17 protein-coding genes are annotated in these 17,295 nt (G+C 67.1%); 12 read left to right on the forward strand and 5 right to left on the reverse strand.

The features are described 5' to 3' along the window. Window positions 1-15: 15 nt before the first annotated feature. Window positions 16-393 carry a heme-binding protein gene (locus EXE63_RS15420; RefSeq protein WP_168142644.1) on the reverse strand — a complete coding sequence of 126 codons (378 nt, stop codon included), beginning with the start codon at window positions 391-393 and terminating at the stop codon, window positions 16-18. 459 nt (window positions 394-852) lie between these two features. Here EXE63_RS15420 and EXE63_RS15425 point away from each other — a divergent pair, with 459 nt between their 5' ends. Next, entirely contained in the window at window positions 853-3,636 is a 2,784-nt protein-coding gene (locus EXE63_RS15425) for a ribonuclease E domain-containing protein (protein WP_168142645.1), read from the forward strand. Window positions 3,637-3,645: 9 nt separating this feature from the next. Here the strand turns inward: EXE63_RS15425 and EXE63_RS15430 are convergent, their stop codons facing one another. Together EXE63_RS15430 and EXE63_RS15435 are read right to left on the reverse strand one after the other, a co-directional pair. Then, window positions 3,646-4,668, reverse strand: a complete 1,023-nt coding sequence (locus EXE63_RS15430; protein ID WP_168142646.1) for a fused (3R)-hydroxyacyl-ACP dehydratase subunits HadA/HadB — start codon at window positions 4,666-4,668, stop codon at window positions 3,646-3,648. A 135-nt stretch (window positions 4,669-4,803) separates the two neighbouring features. Next, window positions 4,804-5,628, reverse strand: coding sequence for an alpha/beta fold hydrolase (locus tag EXE63_RS15435; RefSeq protein WP_168142647.1), 825 nt, complete (start codon window positions 5,626-5,628; stop codon window positions 4,804-4,806). Window positions 5,629-5,704: 76 nt separating this feature from the next. Between EXE63_RS15435 and EXE63_RS15440 the strand changes: the two genes are divergently transcribed. The 4 genes from EXE63_RS15440 (at window position 5,705) to EXE63_RS15450 (ending at window position 8,271) form a co-directional block, all read left to right on the forward strand. Beyond that, window positions 5,705-6,280: a TetR/AcrR family transcriptional regulator gene (locus EXE63_RS15440; RefSeq protein WP_168142648.1), complete on the forward strand. Its 576-nt coding sequence runs from the start codon at window positions 5,705-5,707 to the stop codon at window positions 6,278-6,280. 82 nt (window positions 6,281-6,362) lie between these two features. Next, the gene (locus EXE63_RS15445; RefSeq protein WP_234904515.1) at window positions 6,363-7,403 is read left to right on the forward strand and encodes a sensor domain-containing protein; all 1,041 of its coding nucleotides are present in this window, start codon (window positions 6,363-6,365) and stop codon (window positions 7,401-7,403) included. Further along, window positions 7,364-7,630 carry a sensor histidine kinase gene (locus EXE63_RS32980; protein WP_234904516.1) on the forward strand — a complete coding sequence of 89 codons (267 nt, stop codon included), beginning with the start codon at window positions 7,364-7,366 and terminating at the stop codon, window positions 7,628-7,630. Before EXE63_RS15445 ends, EXE63_RS32980 begins: the two co-directional genes overlap by 40 nt. After that, window positions 7,627-8,271 (forward strand): response regulator transcription factor, encoded by a 645-nt coding sequence (locus tag EXE63_RS15450; RefSeq protein ID WP_057169274.1) that lies wholly within the window; start codon window positions 7,627-7,629, stop codon window positions 8,269-8,271. The genes EXE63_RS32980 and EXE63_RS15450 overlap by 4 nt, the downstream gene beginning before the upstream one ends. A 6-nt stretch (window positions 8,272-8,277) precedes the next feature. Here the strand turns inward: EXE63_RS15450 and EXE63_RS15455 are convergent, their stop codons facing one another. Continuing rightward, entirely contained in the window at window positions 8,278-8,868 is a 591-nt protein-coding gene (locus tag EXE63_RS15455) for a TetR family transcriptional regulator (RefSeq protein WP_168142649.1), read from the reverse strand. 117 nt (window positions 8,869-8,985) lie between these two features. Here EXE63_RS15455 and EXE63_RS15460 point away from each other — a divergent pair, with 117 nt between their 5' ends. From EXE63_RS15460 to EXE63_RS15470, 3 genes are read left to right on the forward strand one after another with little or no spacing between them, the layout of a single operon-like run. Further along, entirely contained in the window at window positions 8,986-10,428 is a 1,443-nt protein-coding gene (locus EXE63_RS15460; protein WP_168142650.1) for an MFS transporter, read from the forward strand. Next, on the forward strand, window positions 10,419-11,078 hold the full coding sequence (locus EXE63_RS15465) for a lysophospholipid acyltransferase family protein (RefSeq protein ID WP_168142651.1): 660 nt from the start codon (window positions 10,419-10,421) through the stop codon (window positions 11,076-11,078). The genes EXE63_RS15460 and EXE63_RS15465 overlap by 10 nt, the downstream gene beginning before the upstream one ends. Window positions 11,079-11,104: 26 nt before the next feature. Beyond that, a complete protein-coding gene (locus EXE63_RS15470; RefSeq protein WP_168142652.1) occupies window positions 11,105-11,311 on the forward strand; it encodes a zinc-ribbon domain-containing protein in 207 nt (68 codons plus the stop codon). Here EXE63_RS15470 and EXE63_RS15475 read toward each other — a convergent pair. Further along, complete coding sequence (locus EXE63_RS15475) at window positions 11,304-13,514, reverse strand: molybdopterin-containing oxidoreductase family protein (protein ID WP_234904517.1); 2,211 nt, start codon at window positions 13,512-13,514, stop codon at window positions 11,304-11,306. The genes EXE63_RS15470 and EXE63_RS15475 overlap by 8 nt on opposite strands. 46 nt (window positions 13,515-13,560) lie before the next feature. Between EXE63_RS15475 and EXE63_RS15480 the strand changes: the two genes are divergently transcribed. From EXE63_RS15480 to EXE63_RS15495, 4 genes are read left to right on the forward strand one after another with little or no spacing between them, the layout of a single operon-like run. Next, window positions 13,561-14,211, forward strand: coding sequence for a TetR/AcrR family transcriptional regulator C-terminal domain-containing protein (locus tag EXE63_RS15480; protein WP_168142653.1), 651 nt, complete (start codon window positions 13,561-13,563; stop codon window positions 14,209-14,211). Then, window positions 14,208-15,335 carry an LLM class flavin-dependent oxidoreductase gene (locus tag EXE63_RS15485; RefSeq protein ID WP_168142654.1) on the forward strand — a complete coding sequence of 376 codons (1,128 nt, stop codon included), beginning with the start codon at window positions 14,208-14,210 and terminating at the stop codon, window positions 15,333-15,335. Before EXE63_RS15480 ends, EXE63_RS15485 begins: the two co-directional genes overlap by 4 nt. Continuing rightward, window positions 15,328-16,494, forward strand: coding sequence for a sulfotransferase family protein (locus EXE63_RS15490; protein WP_168142655.1), 1,167 nt, complete (start codon window positions 15,328-15,330; stop codon window positions 16,492-16,494). The genes EXE63_RS15485 and EXE63_RS15490 overlap by 8 nt, the downstream gene beginning before the upstream one ends. Before the next feature lie 2 nt (window positions 16,495-16,496). Further along, window positions 16,497-17,294 (forward strand): sugar phosphate isomerase/epimerase family protein, encoded by a 798-nt coding sequence (locus tag EXE63_RS15495; protein ID WP_168142656.1) that lies wholly within the window; start codon window positions 16,497-16,499, stop codon window positions 17,292-17,294. Window position 17,295: the final 1 nt, after the last annotated feature.

Genomic DNA, 17,295 nt, shown 5'->3' on the forward strand with positions numbered 1-17,295 from the left:
TTGATGGCCGCAGCGTCAGAGGATGTCGACGTCGCCGTCACCGTCGGTGTCGCCACACCGAATCCGGACGTCCTGCAGCGGCTTCCGGATGCCCTTGAGCTCCGCGCCGATCTGCGGGTTGGCGTCGAAGTACTCGTTGACCTTGGCCTCCATCTCATCGTGCGGAAGACCGTGCAGGCCGGTGAAGAAATTGTTCACCTCGGGATGGGTGAAGAGGTAGGCCGAGGTGGATGCGGAGACGCCAGAGGCCACCCCGGCAAGGTCGGCCGCGGTGCAGTTCGGCGGGGGCACCGGCTCGGCGAAGGCGGTGGGGATGGCGGCGAACAGCGTCGCACCGGTGAACGCGCCGGCTCCTAGGATTCCGGCGACCGTGCGACGGACGTTGAGCGACATTGATCGGCTCCTTTGTGATCGATGGTCGGGGAGACGCCCGACATGTGGCAGGACGCCGGGTTGGTAGTCCTGACCTGCAAAGCTAACCAGATTCCAACAGGAGATTCTCGGCTTGTGCACAGACTGCTGAAGCGGCTGTGCCGGGAGCGCTGTGCCCCACGATGCACCGGGTGGCTTACGTGAGGCGTGCGCAACACACATATTTGACGCAAATGTCTATTTGCTGCAGCTCGAGATGACTCTTGTGAATAGCCAGTATCACCTGACACAGAGTAGCCGAGTCGTTGCGTTCGCAAGGAAACGCCTCAATATCGCTACGCCCGGATCGTAATTCCATTTACAGTCTCGGTGGCAACGGCGGGAAACCGCGGTGGACGTGGGGGAGCTCGTCCGACGCCGAACGACGTCAGACCAAGCGAACGGACCCGGGGGCACGGACACAACGATGGAGAACAACCTATGTGCGCAGCCCCCGCCCGTCATCGTGTCGAGCGCAGCGGAGGTCCCCGGGACAACGAGCAACTGTGGCCGGCCAAGCACCTGCTGTCGGCATCTGACTCCCGTGGGGCGGTGCGCCACGCACGCAAGAATCCCACCAACCACGCGCTGACCGTCGGCCGCGTGGGCGCGCTGGCGGTGTCGCTCGGCGTCGGGTTCGCGATCGCCGGTGCCGCGCAGCCGGCCTACGCGGACACCGGGACGACGTCGGGCAATGAGTCCTCGTCGGACTCATCGGACTCGTCGGGTTCGGATTCGTCCACCCCGGCAGGTCCCCGCACGCCATCGGCGTCGTCCGGTGACGCCTCCGAACGCCCGGGTATCAACCGCAAGCGCGGACCCAAGACGGCGGCCAAGCCGAGCGCCACCACGACCGACGAGGATCCCGAGATCACGGACCCCGATCTGGAGGCCACGGCGCCGGAGTCCGGCGACGACCCGGCGGTGGTGGTCGACGCGCCGGAACGCAAGGCACGGGCCCATGTTCAGCTCGACAAGCCCCTCGAAGTCCAGAAGGCCGTCACCGCGGTCGTGCAGGCCGCGCCGGAACTCACCGCCGACTCGGTGGCGCCGGTGGTGACCGACGCCGAGCAGGCACCGTCCGAGGCTCTGGTGATCGAGGTGCCGAAGGCCCCGGCGATCGAGGACGCCAAGCCGACCGTCGGCACCGTGACGCCGAAGATGACCGCGGCCAGCGCCACCCTGGGCACCCAGTCGGCGACCACGCCGAACCCGCTGGATCTCCTGGTGAACACCATGATGGCGTGGGTCGCGCGTCAGATCAGCCACACGTTCGTCAACCGGACGCCCGTCGCCGGTCCGATCGTCTACGAGCAGAACGTCCTCGGTCAGGTCTACATCGATCTCAACGCCACCGATCCCAATGGTGATGTCCTCACCTACGACATCATCCAACCCGAAAAGGGTTGGGTGTACCGGGATCTCATCAGCGGAAAGTTCGTCTACACCCCGTGGGCGCTGGTCACCGGACAGCCGCTCGTGGACAGCTTCAAGATCGTCGTCCACGACGACTCCGAGCACCTGCCCGGTGTCCTCGGCCAGATCCAGACGGTGATCGAAACCGTCACCCGCTTCCTCGGAATCGCCCAGGCCGACAATCTGACGGTCACCATCCCGGTCACCGTCGACCCCGTCTACCAGGCGCCCCCGCTGGTCACCCCGATCGCCGGCGGCGGCTACACGATCGGCAAAGAGCCGGCCCACATCGTGTCCACGGTCGACATCGTCGACGGTGACTCGATCGGGTTGAAGCGGGTGGTCATCAAGGTCGCCACCCTCGCTCAGGTCGGCGACGTGCTGACCTACAACGCTCCGGTCGACAGCCCCATCATCGGATCCTGGGATGCCGAGACACTGACCCTCACCCTGTCGGGATCGGGAACTCTTGCGCAGTACGAAGAAGCGATCAAGGCGGTGACGTTCTCGGCGACCCAGGGCGCCCTACTGGTGCGCGGACTCAGTATCTCGGCCACCGACGAAGACGATGTGGACAACATCGCGCCCGGGTTTGTCACGGTGGGTGTCTGGCCCGCGGCAAAGCTTCCTCCGTTGGTCACCCTGATCGCCGGTGGCGGTTTCACCCTCGGTGGCAACCCCACCAAGATCGTCTCCGCCGTCGATATCGTCGACGGGGATTCGGGCAAGCTGTCGAAGCTGACGGTGAAGATCGCAACGCTGGCGCAGGCCGGCGACGTGCTGAACTACGCTGCGCCGGAGGGCAATCCGGTGGTCGGAACGTGGAATGCCGCGGAACGCACGCTGACCTTGTCCGGTGATGCGACGCTGGCCCAGTACGAGGAGGCGCTCAAGGCGGTGACGTTCTCGGCCACCGGCGGTGCGCTGCTGGTGCGCGGGTTGTCCATCTCGGCCACCGATGAGGACGGCGTGGACAACATCGCGCCCGGGTTCGTCACCGTCGGTGTGGGCGCCGCGCCGACCCTGCCGCCGCTGGTCACCCCGATCGCCGGCGGTGGGTTCACCCTCGGTGGCAACCCGGCGAACGTCGTGTCCGCAGTCGATATCGTCGACGGTGATTCGGGCAAGCTGTCCAAACTGACCGTCCGGATCGTGACGTTCGCGCAGAGCGGCGACGTGCTGAACTACGTTGCGCCGTCCGGTAACCCGGTGACCGCAACGTGGAACGCCGCGGACTTCACCCTGACGCTGACCGGTGCCGGCACACTGGCTCAGTACGAGGAGGCGCTCAAGGCCGTGACGTTCACGGCGACTCAGGGCGCGGCACTCGTGCGCGGGCTCTCGATCTCGGCGACCGACGAACATGGCATCGCGAACATCGCCCCCGGCTTTGTCACACTGGGTGTTTCGTCGCCGACCCGGTACGTGCCGCTGGTGACCCCGATCGGCGGGCGGTCGTACACCATCGGTGACTCCCCGGTGAAGCCGGTCGCCTCCGTCAGCATCGTCGACGCCGACTCCAGCCATCTGCAGAAGGTCACCATGAGTGTCACGACCTTCGGCAAGGCCGGGGACACCTTGATCTTCGCCGGGCTGTCCGGCAACCCGGTCACGGCGACCTACGATGCCGGGACCAGGACGCTGACCCTGTCGGGCGTCGCGACCAAGCAGCAGTACGAGGATGCGCTGAAGGCCGTCACGTTCACGGCCACCCAGGGCGGGTGGACGACCCGGACCATTCTGATCGTCGCCACCGACACCGATGGCGTGAACAGCTCGGCCGGCGCACTGACCCTGTCGGTCTGGTGACCGCGCGGGTCAGCTGAAGCGGACGTTCAGCGTCGCGAGGCCGAAGATCTTTCGGCCCTGCGATTTTGCGCCGACGATGACGACGCCGGAGCGGGTCTCGGGGTCCAGCGACTTGATACGGCCGCTGTACTCGATATCCGCTCCGCCGTCGACGGGCACGATCGCGGGCTGTGACAGCCGCACCGCGTACCGGGTCACCGATCCCGGGTCACCGGTCCAGGAAGTGCCGAAGCTGGCACCCAGCCCCATGGTGAGCATGCCGTGGGCCAGCACATCGGGCTGGCCGGCGAGATTGGCGACCTTGATGTCCCAGTGCAGCGGATTGGCGTCGCCGGCCACGCCGGCGTAGTTCACCAGGTCGCCGCGGGACAGCCGGGTGTGGTGCACCGGCAATTCGTCGCCGACGTTCAGGGTGTCGAACGAGGGTGAGGCGGGAGTGCCGCCGGCCTCGGCGATGCGCTGGACGCCCTCGGGCCGAAGGGACTTGTGGTACTCGCCGGTGTTGTCGGTGCCGAGCATGTTGATGCCGTGCATCATCACGCCGGCCACGGCCGGCCGGATCGCCGGGTCGACATCGTCGCTGCCGATGCCGACGACGGTGGTGTGCAGGGTGTGCACCACCTCCCCGGCGGCGTCGGTGAAGGTGTTGGTGACCGTGATCAGGTCGCGGCCGGCGATCCTGCGCACCGCCGTCAGTTCGACGTCGATGGTCAGTTCGTCACCCTCGACGATCGGGCGGTGCTGCTCGAAGACTTCCTCGGTCTGCAGGTACATGTCGTAGCCGACGACGACCTGCTCGAACATCCGCTGGTTGCACGCCATCGCCGGCGCCGAGGTGAAGGTCAGCGGCGCCACCAGACCCGGGTAGCCGAGCTTCTGGGCTTCGGCGACCTTCCAGTGGGCCGGGTGCTTGTCCTGAACGGCGCGAGCGAACTCACGGATCTTCTCGCGCCCGACGAGGTAGGTGTCGTCCATCTGATACCAATGGCCGACCCGGTCTTCGAGTAAGGACGTTTCTGCTGCTGCGGTCATGACTGTGCTCAACTCTTCTGTCTGCTCGTTGGCTGAGGCCGATACAGCAGATTAACGCGCCGGGCTCTGCAGCAAAAAACGGCGGCGGGCAGGAGCGGCCGGAATACGCGGCCCGGACATGGCGACGCTGCGCAACTACCCCACGAAGCTCCGCAGCGCCTCGACCATGATCACCGGCTGGTCCTCGGGGATCAGCGTCCAGGAGTCCTCGACGATCTCCTTGCCGGCGTGGGGGTAGAGCTCGACCAACCGATCCGCGTGGGCCAGCGGCATCATCTGGTCTTCGCGGGCCCAGAGGACCAGGACGGGCCGGGTGAACGCCCGCATCTGATCGGAGAGTTCGAGCAGCCGGCGCCGCGAGGGAGCGCCGGTGGCGAACTTGACCAGGTCCCGGCGTACGGCGGGGTTCTCGACGACGGGCGCGAACCAGTCGTCGAACAACTCATCGGGCAGTCCGCGCTTGGTCAGCGCACCGTAGGCACGGTTGCTGTGTCGAAAGAACTTGGTGCCCAGCAACCTGGAGATCACCCATCCGCCGCCGGGCAGCCTGCACAACAGCGCGGCGGGCCGCGCCGGCTTGGGCGGGTAGTTGTCGAACGCCGTGCACGACGCCAGTACCAGCCGGCCGAGCCGGGTGTCCCTGCCGTCGGAGATCATGAACTGTCCGCCGCCCCAGTCGTTGAGGACCAGCGTCACGTCGTCCAGGTCGAGGGCGTCGAGGAAATCGGCGAGGATGCCGGCCACGCCCTGCTCGGTCAGATCGGCGTCGGGATGCATCGGCTCCCGGTGCGCACCCATCGGAAGTGTCGGCGTGATGCACCGGTATTCGGGGAGTTGCGGGATGACCTTGCGCCACTGCCGCCCGTCCATCAGCAGGCCGTGCCCGAACACCAGGACGGGCCCGTCGCCGCCGGTGTCCGCGTAAGCGATGCGCCCCGCGGGTACGTCGACCGTCGGCATGTGGGCCTCCTAAATAGATCATTCTATTTGGGGTCACGATATGCTGCACCCACACACTGCGCAAGGAGGACCTGCGATGGCGGACCCCGGCACCCGCGACCGCATCCTGGAGGCGACGGCCGAGCTCTACCGGCGTCAGGGGATGGCGGCCACCGGCCTCAAGCAGATCTCCGGGGCGGCACGTGCGCCGTTCGGATCGATCTACCATCACTTCCCCGGAGGCAAGGAATCGATCACCGCCGAGGTCATCCGCAGCGAAGGCGTCCGGTACGGCGAGTTCGTCGGCACGCAGCTGGCGCACACCGACCCGGCGACCGGCATCCCGCAGATGTTCGAGAACGCCGGCAAGCTGATGGAATCCCAGGACTACGGCGAGGCGTGCTCCATCGAGACCATCGCACTGGAGGTGGCCAGCACGAATGAGCTCCTCCGTCAGGAGTCGGCGACGGTCTTCGAAGGGTGGCTGGGTGGCATCGCCGCGTGGTTCGGCCAGCTCGACATCACCGAGGAGCAGAGTCGGCGGTTGGCCCTGATCACCCTGACAGCCCTGGAGGGCGCCTTCGTGCTGTGCCGCACCCTGCGCTCGGTCGAACCGATCGTCAGCGCCGGCCATGGCGTGCAGGCCGCCGTGACGGCGGTCCTCGCCGAGTGAGGAGCGGGTGGGGACAGCCCTACCCAGAACACGCGGGCGCACGGGATGGGGGTGGATCTGCCAGATGCCTAGCGTCGAAGCGGTGACCACCACGGAGCGGCCCACCATGATGCGTCAACTCGGCGTCGACACCGGCTACGTCCTGCTCGGATTTCCGCTCGCGGTGGTGAGCTTCAGCGTCATCGTGACCGGATTGTCCGCGGGGGTCGGCCTGCTCGTGGTCTTCGTCGGGGTGCCGGTCCTGGTCGGCTCGGTGTTCATCGCACGGGTCTTCGCCGACATCGAACGGTTCCGCTATCCCGCGGTGCTGAGACAACCTCGTACGCGGCCGGCATACCGCAAGGCCGCACCGGATGCCGGATGGTGGCGACGCCTCGTCACCCCGCTGGGTGACGGCCAGTCCTGGCTGGACCTCGCGCACGCTGTGGCGAGATTTCCGATCGCGGTGGCGACCTTCGTGATCATGATCAGCTGGTGGGCGGTCGCGATCGCGGGCACCCTGACCATCGCCTGGGACTGGGCGATTCCACGCGGGCCGGACAACACCTCGCTGGCACAGCTGGTCGGCCTCGGTGACAGCACGGCGGCGCGCATCGGATTCCAGACCGCCATCGGCCTGCTCTGCCTGATCACGTTGCCGTTCATCGTGCGGGCCTGCGCGCTACTCGAGGCCGGGTTCGCCCGCATCCTGCTGACCGGTGTGGCCGAGCTGCGCCAGACGATCACCGTGCTGACGGAGCAGAAGTCGGCCGCCGCCTCGGCCGAGGCGCATGCCCTGCGCCGGCTCGAACGCGATATCCACGACGGCCCCAGCAGCGCCTCATCCGGTTGGCGATGGATCTCGGCCGGGCCAGGCAGAGCAGCGAACCGGGTCCGGTGCGCGACACTCTCGACGAGGCGATCGCCCAGACCCAGGAGACCCTCGATGAGTTGCGCGCGCTGTCCCGCGGTATCGCACCACCCGTGCTCACCGACCGCGGCCTACCGAGTGCGCTTGCCGCACTGGCCATCCGGTGCACTGTGCCGGTTGAGCTGGCCGTCGATCCCGAGCTCGGCACGCCGGTGGGCCGGCTCGATCCAGCGGTGGAGACCACCGTGTATTTTGCGGTCGCCGAGGCACTGACGAATGTCGCCAAGCACAGCGGCGCCATGCACTGCTGGGTGACGGTCGCGACGGGACCCGTTCGGGTCGGTGTCGACATCGTCGACGACGGCAGCGGTGGCGCGCATGTGGCCAAGGGGCACGGGCTTTCCGGACTGGCCGACCGCGTCCGGGCCTGCGGCGGTACGTTGACCGTGACCAGCCCCAATGGCGGACCGACGACGATCAGGGCGGAGTTGCCGGTATGAAGGTCATCGTCGCCGACGATTCGGTGCTGTTGCGGGAAGGTCTCATTCGGCTGCTCACCGAGAACGGCCACGAGGTGCTCGCTGCGGTCGGTGACGGACCCTCGCTGGTGCAGGCCGTCGCCGCGCACCGGCCGGATGTCTCGGTGGTCGATGTCCGAATGCCGCCGTCGCACACCGATGAGGGGCTGCGTGCGGCGGTCGAAGCCCGCCACCTGGTGCCGCGTTCACCGATCCTGGTGCTGTCCCAGTACGTCGAGGTGTCCTACGCCGACGATCTACTGGCCGACGGCGCCGGGGCGATCGGCTATCTGCTCAAGGACCGCGTCGCCGCTGTCGCCGACTTCCTCGACGCGGTGCAGCGCGTCGCCTCGGGCGGCACCGTGCTCGACCCGGACGTGGTGGCCCAACTGCTGGTGCGCCGCCGCCGCGATGATCCGTTGCGGCAGCTGACCTTACGGGAGCAGGAGGTGCTGGCGTTGATGGCCGAGGGCCGCTCCAACACGAACATCGCGCGCGCACTCGTGGTGTCCGACGGCGCGGTGGAAAAACACATCAGCAACATCTTCACCAAGCTCGGATTACCACCCGACGGCGCCCAGCATCGCCGGGTGCTCGCGGTGCTGACCTATCTGCGCATGTAGCGAGAATCAGAGGACAGCAAGGGTATTCGCGGACAACAGCTGAGCGAAGACATGGTCGAGAGACGCTGAGATGGTCGCTTCCTCGCCGGCCGCCCAGCGCCGCCAGGCCAGGTCCAGGCCGGCGAACGCCGTGACGGCGATGGTGCGCGCAGCCTCGGGAGCGTCGATCCGCGCGGCGAGAACCGGGGTGAGGGCATCCTCGTGCGCGAAACGGCGCTGCGCCATCCGGGTGCGCAGCGAGACGGTGGAATTGATCATCCGGACCCGTGAGCGCTCCAGCTCGGAGTGTTCGTCGCGCTGGGAGAGGGCGTGCTTGAAGGCGCGGTGTAGCAGCTGCCACGGATTCTCGCCCTCAATGGCGGGCAGGGCCTCCACGTGCCCGGCGTAGTCGATGGACGATGCTTCGATGGCGGCCAGCACGGCGTCCTCCTTGGAGCCGAAATAGCGGAAGAACGTCGCTCGGGAGATACCGACCTCGCCGGCCGCCTCTTCGACGGTCACCTCGTCGAAGCCTCGTTCGGCGAACACGATGCTGATCGCCTGCGCGATCTCGGTGCGTAATGCGAGTCGTGCACGCTCGCGCACTCCTGCGGTCATCGACCCAGGGTAACTGAATCTGATCCTAAATGTCAGAAACGATACTTCGGCTACAGCTTGATACTCAGTCTCAACGGCCGGTACGGTGGTTCGGGTAGTCAGACGAAAGGTGGGTTGATGACAGTCGACGCCCCGACGGTGATCGGCCCGCAATCCGGCGCTCCCACACGGCCCGTGCGCACCGGCGCAGTGGTGTCGGTGCTGGCCTTCGCCGGCATGTGCGCGGCGTTCACCCAGACCATCCTCATCCCGATCCAGGGCGAGCTGCCGCTGTTGCTGAACGCATCCAGCAGCGACACCGCATGGGTCATCACGATCACCTTGCTGGTGGCGGCGATCTGCACGCCCATCTCCGGGAAGTTGGGCGACATGTACGGCAAACGCCGTGTCGCGCTGGTCCTGCTCGGCGTCCTGATGCTCGGCTCGGTGGTCGCTGCGCTGTCGCCGACGGTGGCCCCGCTGATCGTGGGTCGCGGATTACAGGGGATGGGCATGGGCGTCATCCCCCTGGGTATCGCGATCCTGCGCGACACGCTTCCCGCCGACCGGCTCGGCTCGGCCATCGCCCTGGTCAGCGCCACTCTGGGCGTCGGTGGCGCGCTCGGGCTGCCGATCAGCGCCTTCGTCACCGAACATTTCGACTGGCATGCCCTCTTCTGGGTCGCCGCGTGCCTTGGCCTGATCGCGTTCGTCCTGATGGCGTTCTTCGTGCCGGAGAGCAGATTGCGCGTGGGTGGCCGGGTCGACGTGATCGGCATCATCGGCCTCGCCGTCGGCCTGTCGGGTGTGCTGCTGGCCATCTCCCGCGGCAACGACTGGGGTTGGACCTCGACGCGGACGGTGGGCTTCCTCCTCGGCGGCGTCGCCGTGCTGCTGATCTGGGGCTGGCTGGAACTGCGCATCCACGAGCCACTGGTCGATCTGCGGGTGAGCGCCCGCCGCCCGGTGCTGCTGACCAACCTCGCGTCGATCGCGATGGGCTTCGCGCTGTTCTCCTCGCAGATCGCCTTCCCGCAACTTCTCGAACTGCCGAAAGAGGCGGGCGGACTGGGCATGCCGCTGCTGCAGGCCAGTCTGTTCCTGATGCCGGCCGGGCTGGCGATGCTTGTCATGTCACCACTGGCCGGCCGACTCGGACGACTGTGGGGACCCAAGCCGCTGTTGGTCGCCGGCGCGGCCATCATGGGGACGGGATACCTCGTCGCGCTGTTCTCCGACTTGCACGCCGGTCACATCCTCATCATCAACGTGCTGATCGGTATCGGTATCGGGCTCGGCTACGCGGCTATGCCGACGCTGATCATGCGGGCCGTTCCGGCCTCGGAGACCGGTGCTGCCAATGGCCTCAACACCCTGATGCGCTCGCTGGGAACCGCCACCGCGGCCGCCGTCATCGCCGCGGTGCTGACCCGATACACCGTGGACGTCGGCGGCGTGTCCGTGCCCAGTACGGACGGCTTCCAGTCGGCCTTCCTGTTCGGGCTGGGTGCGGCCGTGCTGTGCACCGTCATCGCGATCTTCATCCCACAGCCGGATGCGACGATGGAGCAATGCGACTGAGACGTCCTCGTCCACGCGGACTCGGCAAGCGCGCGTGGCTGCTCACGTGGACCATCCGGCTGATGCTGTGGACGCTGGGCTTCACCCGCATCATCAGAACCGAGATCGTGAACGCCGATATCGTGCCCGACAAGGGCGCGGTGATCCTGGCCGCCAACCACACCTCGATGGTCGACGTCTTCTTCATCCTCGGGGCGCTGCGCCGAGAGGCCATCGCCATGGCGATGGCCGAACTGTGGAAATCACCGTTCACCCGTTGGCTGGTGGAGGTGCTGGGGCAGATCCCGGTGGTCCGGGGCGACTCCGACTCCGGCAAGCAGGCCATGGAAAGTGCCACGATCGCCTTGGAAGACGGGGCGCTGGTCGGGATCTTCCCCGAGCAGAAGTGCGTGCAGCCCGGCGAGACCGCGCCCTACCGGCCGGGTGTCGCAGTGCTGTCCAAGCGAACCGGTGTCCCGATCATCCCGGTCCGTCTGGTCAACGCGAACAAGGTGCTGCCGCTGGATCGGCGGTTCCCGGTCCTCGGGCACACCGTGCACGTGCTGTTCGGCGATCCCATCCACCCGGACGAATTCCCCTCCATTCCTGAACTTCTCGACGAGGTCCGGCGGCGCATCACGACGCTCGCCGTGCCCGTCCCGGCTGCCTGAGCCGCACGCGTCTCTACGCTGGTGGCATGTTCTTCCTGTTCGGCTTCGGCACCAAGCAGAAGCCACTCGGCCCCGGCGACATGCGGACCTGCCCGCGCTGTCACAACACCACCCAGTGGATGCGGCTGCGGCAGTTCAACCAGTTCACGTTGTTCTTCGTCCCGATCGCGCGCTGGAAGCGCCGGCAGTTCGAGGCGTGCGGCATCTGCGGCGCCTCGGTCGCGGCTAGCTGATCCCCACGGTCACCTTCACCGGGATGTTCCCCTGGCGGGGAAGCCCCGTGATCGGGTCATACTCGGTATCGGTCGGCACCAGACGGCCGACATTGCTGCCGCGCGAGCGGACTTCACCATCTTCGCTCGGTAGCCCGCCGAACGCGTGATGCATGGCGATGACATCGGGGCGCAGGCTGTCATCGGACTCGACCACGCTCGGGATGCTGTCATGCGGGGAGGTGACGGTGACGAGATCACCGGATCGCAGCCCCAGCGCGGCGATGGCCGCGGGATGCATATAGGCCGGGTTGTAGGGCTTGCCGCGGTTCAGTGCGGCAAGGTTGGTGCCCGAGGAGTTCATGAAACTCCCGTGCCGGCGCGGGATCAGTCGCAGCGGATACTCGGCGGTGTCCTGCGCGGCGGCGAAATCCTCGGCCAGCACCTCGGCCAACTCGCCGAGCAGGACGGCATTGCCGATGTCGAGGCGTGCGTCGCAGTCGGTGTCCCGCTCGGCGACCACCTCGTCGACGTCGAAGATCTTGCCGTGCGGATGGCCGGCGACCGCGTCGAAGGGGATGCGCGAGGTCGAGCACATCTGGGCGAACAGTTCCTCGGTGGTGAGCGCGGTGTCGGCGTTCATGTTGATGACCACGGGCGGGGATTCCATGAAACGCCCGCCACCGCCGCCGAAGAAGTTCACGAACCACAGGTCGAGTTGCATGCGCTTGGTGAGGCCGAGGAAGAACTGCCACTCCTCGGTCAGATCCGAGCCTTCCGGTGGCTCGACGAGCCGGGGCACGTACTGCCCGTACGCCGCGGGGATGCCGGTACCGCTCGTGTAGTACTTGATGAGCTCGCTGCCCATCGTCATCGCGGGAGTTTCCATCTGCATCATGGGCGCGATGACATAGTCGGCCAGCCGCGAGGTGAGCGACATCTCGGTGTCGAGCGTGACCAGCAGATCCAGATTATCGAGTGCACGCAACGTTTTTCGCTGATCCGGCCAGGCCGCCATCGGGTTGCCCCCGATGCAGATCAGCGCCTTCACCTGACCCTCGCCCTCCAGCAGGATCTCGTCGGCCAGTGCCGCGGTCGGCATCCCGGCCACCGTATCGGTCAGTCCCCGCACCCGCAGCCGCTCGCCGTAGCCCCAGCCCTCGTACGGCGGATGGGGCTGTGCTTTCGCGGTGAACGCGGGCATCAACGTGTTCGGGCGAACCACCGGCTGCCCGGCTCGCTGCCACCGCCCGCAGATCGTGGTGAGGCACAGGCAGAGATACTCCAGCAGGCTGCCGTGCGCGGCGAAGTTGGCTCCGGTGCCCGCGTTCACCATGCCGCGCCGCGTCCCGTGGGTCGCGAAGATGGTTGCCGCGGCGATGAATTGCTCCATCGGGACGTCAGCGCGTTCGGCCACGTACTCCGGGGTGAAACCCGATACCGCCGCAGCCAGTTCTTCGAACCCGGTGGCGTTGTCTGCCAGGAACGCGGTATCGCAGAGACCTTCGGAGATGACGAAGTTGATGATGCCCGCGACGATGGTCACGTCTTCGCCCGGGCGCGGCTGCAGGTGGATGGCCGCGCGCGCCGCGGTCTGTGAGCGGCGCGGGTCGATGACGATCAGCTTCATGCCGCGGGCCAGGGCGCTGCGCAACCCCTGTCCGGGATTCTGGCCGGGGATGCCGATGGCCTTGGACACCAGCGGATTGGTACCGATGAGCATCCAGCTGTCGGCCTCATGGAAGTCGACATCACCGCCGAGCCAGTGTCCGTGCGCGGCGAGCGCGATCTGTTTACCGGGCTGGTCGATGGTGTTGGCGGTGAAGAACATCGGGGACTCGATACCCCGGATGAAGGCGTTGGCCATCAACGCCGAGGCGGGATAGGGCAGGCCGTTGGTGCCGAGATAGATGGCCACCGAACGTGGTCCGTGCGCGTCGATCAGCTGCTGCAACCGTGCGGCGATCTCATCCATCGCCAGCTCGGCCTCGATCGGCTGGTACGTGCCGTCGGACTGTCGTTTCTGGCTGTGCAGGAGCCGGTTCGGATTGTTGTGGATCTCGGGCAGGGCGCGCCCCTTGGCGCACGTGTAGCCCTTGAACATCGGGTTGTCCGGATCGCCGGCCACCTTTGTCAGCCTGCCGTCGGTGACCGTGGCCAGCACGCCACAATGCGCCGAACAGATCCGGCAGATGCCGGGTCGCGTGGTGGTCTGGATGGACACGCTGATATTCATACTCCCGAACGGGAAAAAATACTAGACTCGGGCCGTGACGAATCGACAGCGTGGCAGACCCCGGCAGATCAGCCGGGAGCGGATCGTCTCGGCCGCACGCGATCTACCGCCCGAGGGGTTGACCATGCAGGCGGTCGCCGGGGTCCTCGGGGTGGACCCGAAGGCGCTCAACTATCACGTGGGTGACCGGGAAGGTCTGCGTGGTCTTGTTGCGCTGGACGTCTTCGAATCAGAACTGCGGCGAGTGGAGTTGCCCGCCGACGGCGACTGGCGGGTGGTGGCCCGCTCCTTCGCGGGCGCGATCCGCGACGCCTATCTCAAGGTCGGCGTGCTGGCCGCGTCATTTCACCTGCCCGCCGCGACCGGGCTGACGGCCCTGGCGCCCGTCGAGACCCTGCTGCAGGCACTCGTCGACGCCGGATTCGACGCCGTCCAGGCCGGCCGCGCGCTCACCCAGATCAGTGACACGGCGTACACCGCCGGACGGGCCGCGGTGCTGGCGGCCCAGAGCGGGGTCCATCCGAACGTGCCGGAGATCGCCGATGCCCTCGAACATGCTGCGGACAAGGACTTTTCGATACTGCGCCAGGTCATCGAATCGACCGGCACCGATCAGGACGGCGCCGAACAGTTCGAGTTCAGCCTTGCTGTCGTCATCGCCGGCCTGGAGCAGATGCTCGCATGAAGGTCCAGCCCGCCGCCTTTCTGCGTACCACGTTGCCGCTCGGGCTGGACATGCTCGCGCAGTACGACTCGGGCCGCTACCACTCGATTTGGCTGCCCGATCACATGGTCAGCTTCTGGCCCGAGTCGATCTGGACACCGGAGTTCACCGATCTCGCGACCGTGTCACCGTCACCGCACCGGCACCTCGACGGGATGGCGGTGGCGGCGGCCGCGGCGGTGCTGACCCGCACCACCCCGATCGTCACCACGGTGGTGGACACCGTGCGCCGGCACCCGGCCATGCTGGCCCAGTCGGCGCTCACCCTCGACCACCTCTCCCGGGGACGGTTCGTGCTGGGGCTGGGCTCGGGCGAGCTGGAGAACACGGTGCCGTACGGTTTCGACTTCGAGACACCGGTCGCCCGGTTCGAGGAGGCCATCCGCGTCATCAAAATGCTCTGGGAGAGTGACGGGCCCGTCGACTTCGAGGGTCGATTCCACCGCCTCGAGCACGCGCGACTGGACACCGAACCCTACGACGGGAGGTACCCGCCGATCTGGATCGGAGCTGCCGGGCCGCGGATGTTGCGCATCACCGGTCGCTACGCCGACGGATGGTGGCCCAACGGTGCCTACACGCCCGAGGACTACCACCAGAAGCTGACCATCGTGCGCGAGGCCGCCGAGCGGGCCGGCCGCGACCCGGCGGCCATCACTCCCGCGGTCACCCAGATCTGCCTGATCGGCGACGACGACGAGATCGCCGAGATGCTGAAAGCGCCACTGGTGAAGGCGATCATCCTGTTGATCACCGCCGATGATCTCCGCCGATTCGGCTACGAACATCCGATGGGACCGCAGTGGCGCGGCGTGCAGGATTTCGATCCCGTCCAGCTCTCCCGGGACAAGATCATCAGATTCTGCGAGCAGGTCGACACCCGGGCCATCACCGACATCTTTCCGTGCGGAACCCCGAAACAGGTGGCGCACCAGGTGAAAGGGTTCTGCGATGCCGGCATGCGGGTGTTCAAACTGATGGAATACGGCAGCATGGCCGGGCTGCGGTTCAGTGCGCGGTCCGCCGACAAGGTGCGCGAGACCGAAGACGAAATACTGCGACTGGTGGGGGCAGAGCATGGCTGACCTGAACGCCGAGGCCCTGCTGGCCGATGCGCAAGCCCGCACCGGGCTCACCGACTGGGGCGATGACACGCTGCCCGAGCGATTCGCCACCGCGGTGAAGCATCTCGGCGCGGCCGGGATGGATGTCGATGGACAGCACGCCGCGGCAGCGGTGTGCAGCGGCCTGCTCACCTCTCGGCTGGAGTTCTTCGAGGACCGCCGGCGCCACCCGGTCGCCGACGAGGCGATCGTGGCGCCGCTGTTCGTGACCGGCGAACCGCGCACCGGCACCACGCTGATGCACGCATTGATGGCCGTCGACCCGGAGGCGCGCGCCCTGCGCTTCTGGGAGGTCATGTACCCGTCGGGCCCGCCCGGACTTGCCGAAGTGGATGATCCGCGCCGCGGGTGGGCCGATGCGGACTGGCGTGAGATCAACGCCAAGCTGCCGAAATGGCTGCATTCGCACCCCTACAACGACATGCTCGGTGACGGACTACCCGAGGACGAACGCACCTGGGCCTTCGATTTCCGGGTGATGACACCGACGGCGTGGTGGCGGGTGCCGGTGCCGACCGTGGTGCAGGGCCTGCCCATCGATGCGGCGGCCCAGTACCGGATTCACCGGATGATGTTGCAGCAGTGCCAGTTCGGCAGGCCGGAGAAAAACTGGGTGCTCAAGGGATTCCACGGCTTCCGGCTGCGTGAGTTCTTCGACGCCTATCCCGACGCCACCCTGGTCTGGCTGCACCGGGACCCGGTCCAGGTCGCGGCGTCGCGCACCATGATGATGGCCGACATCATGGACGGCATCACCGGCCCGGTGGATCTCAAGGCCACCGCCAGGTTGCACCTGGACCTGACGCGGGCGAGCATCGCCAACACGATGTCCCATCCGCTGGCCGACGACCCGCGCATCCTGCACATCCGGTACCTGGATTTCGTCGCCGACCCCATCGAGACGATCCGGCGCTGCTACCGGTTCGCCGGCCGAACGCTGACATCGCCGGCGGAGCGGGCGATGCGGAACTACCTGGCGCACAACAACGGCGACCGGCACGGAAAGTTCCGCTACTCGACGGTGTTGTTGACCGACATCGGGGAGGACCTCGACGCCCTGCACGAGGAGTTCAGGCCGTTCCGTGAACGCTTCGGCGTCGCGGTGGAGAATCGGGGCTGAGCGTGCATCCCCGCGTCAGCCTGCATCAGGTGGCCTTCCTGCACGAGAGCACCACGGCGTTTCTCCAGCACTGCGTCGACATCGGTGTGCAGCACGCGACGCTGGTTTCTCCGATCCTGATGCAAGGGGGTGCCGTAGCGGAGGCCGCAGGGGCCGGCGTGAGCATCGCCAGCATCAACCATCCCTTTGCCGTACAACCGGATCTGGAGCAGGACGGCGAGCGGGCCACGCAGGCCCTCAACGATGTCATCGATATCGCGGCGGTCCTCGGACAGCCCGATATCTACCTGCTGACCGGTGCGCGGGGAGCGCTGAGCTGGGAGCTGGCCGCCACACGCTTCGGTGAACTCATCGCGCCCTGCCGGGCGCGCGCCGACACCGAAGGGGTACGGCTGCTGGTGGAGAATGCATCGACGTTCAACGCCGACATTCACATCGCGCACACCCTCGCCGACACGATCACCCTGGCATCGGGGGCAGGCATCGGCGTGTGCGTCGACGTGCACGCCTGCTGGGCCGAGGCGGGGTTGAGCGAACTGATCCACCGTGCGATGCCCCTGACGGGCCTCATCCAGGTCAGCGACTACGTGCTCGGTGACCGCTGCGCACCGTGCCGGGCTGTGCCGGGTGACGGCGCGATACCGTTGCAACGCATCATCGGAGACGCTCTGCACGCCGGCTACCGCGGGGTCTTCGATATCGAGCTGGTCGGTCCCCGGATCGACAAGGAAGGCGCGCGGGCAGCCACTGCCCGCGCCGCTCGCCGGGTGTCGGACATCCTCACCGAACTGGGAGCGTGAC

The sequence above is a fragment of the Mycolicibacterium frederiksbergense genome, from assembly GCF_012223425.1.
Lineage (GTDB): Bacteria > Actinomycetota > Actinomycetes > Mycobacteriales > Mycobacteriaceae > Mycobacterium > Mycobacterium frederiksbergense.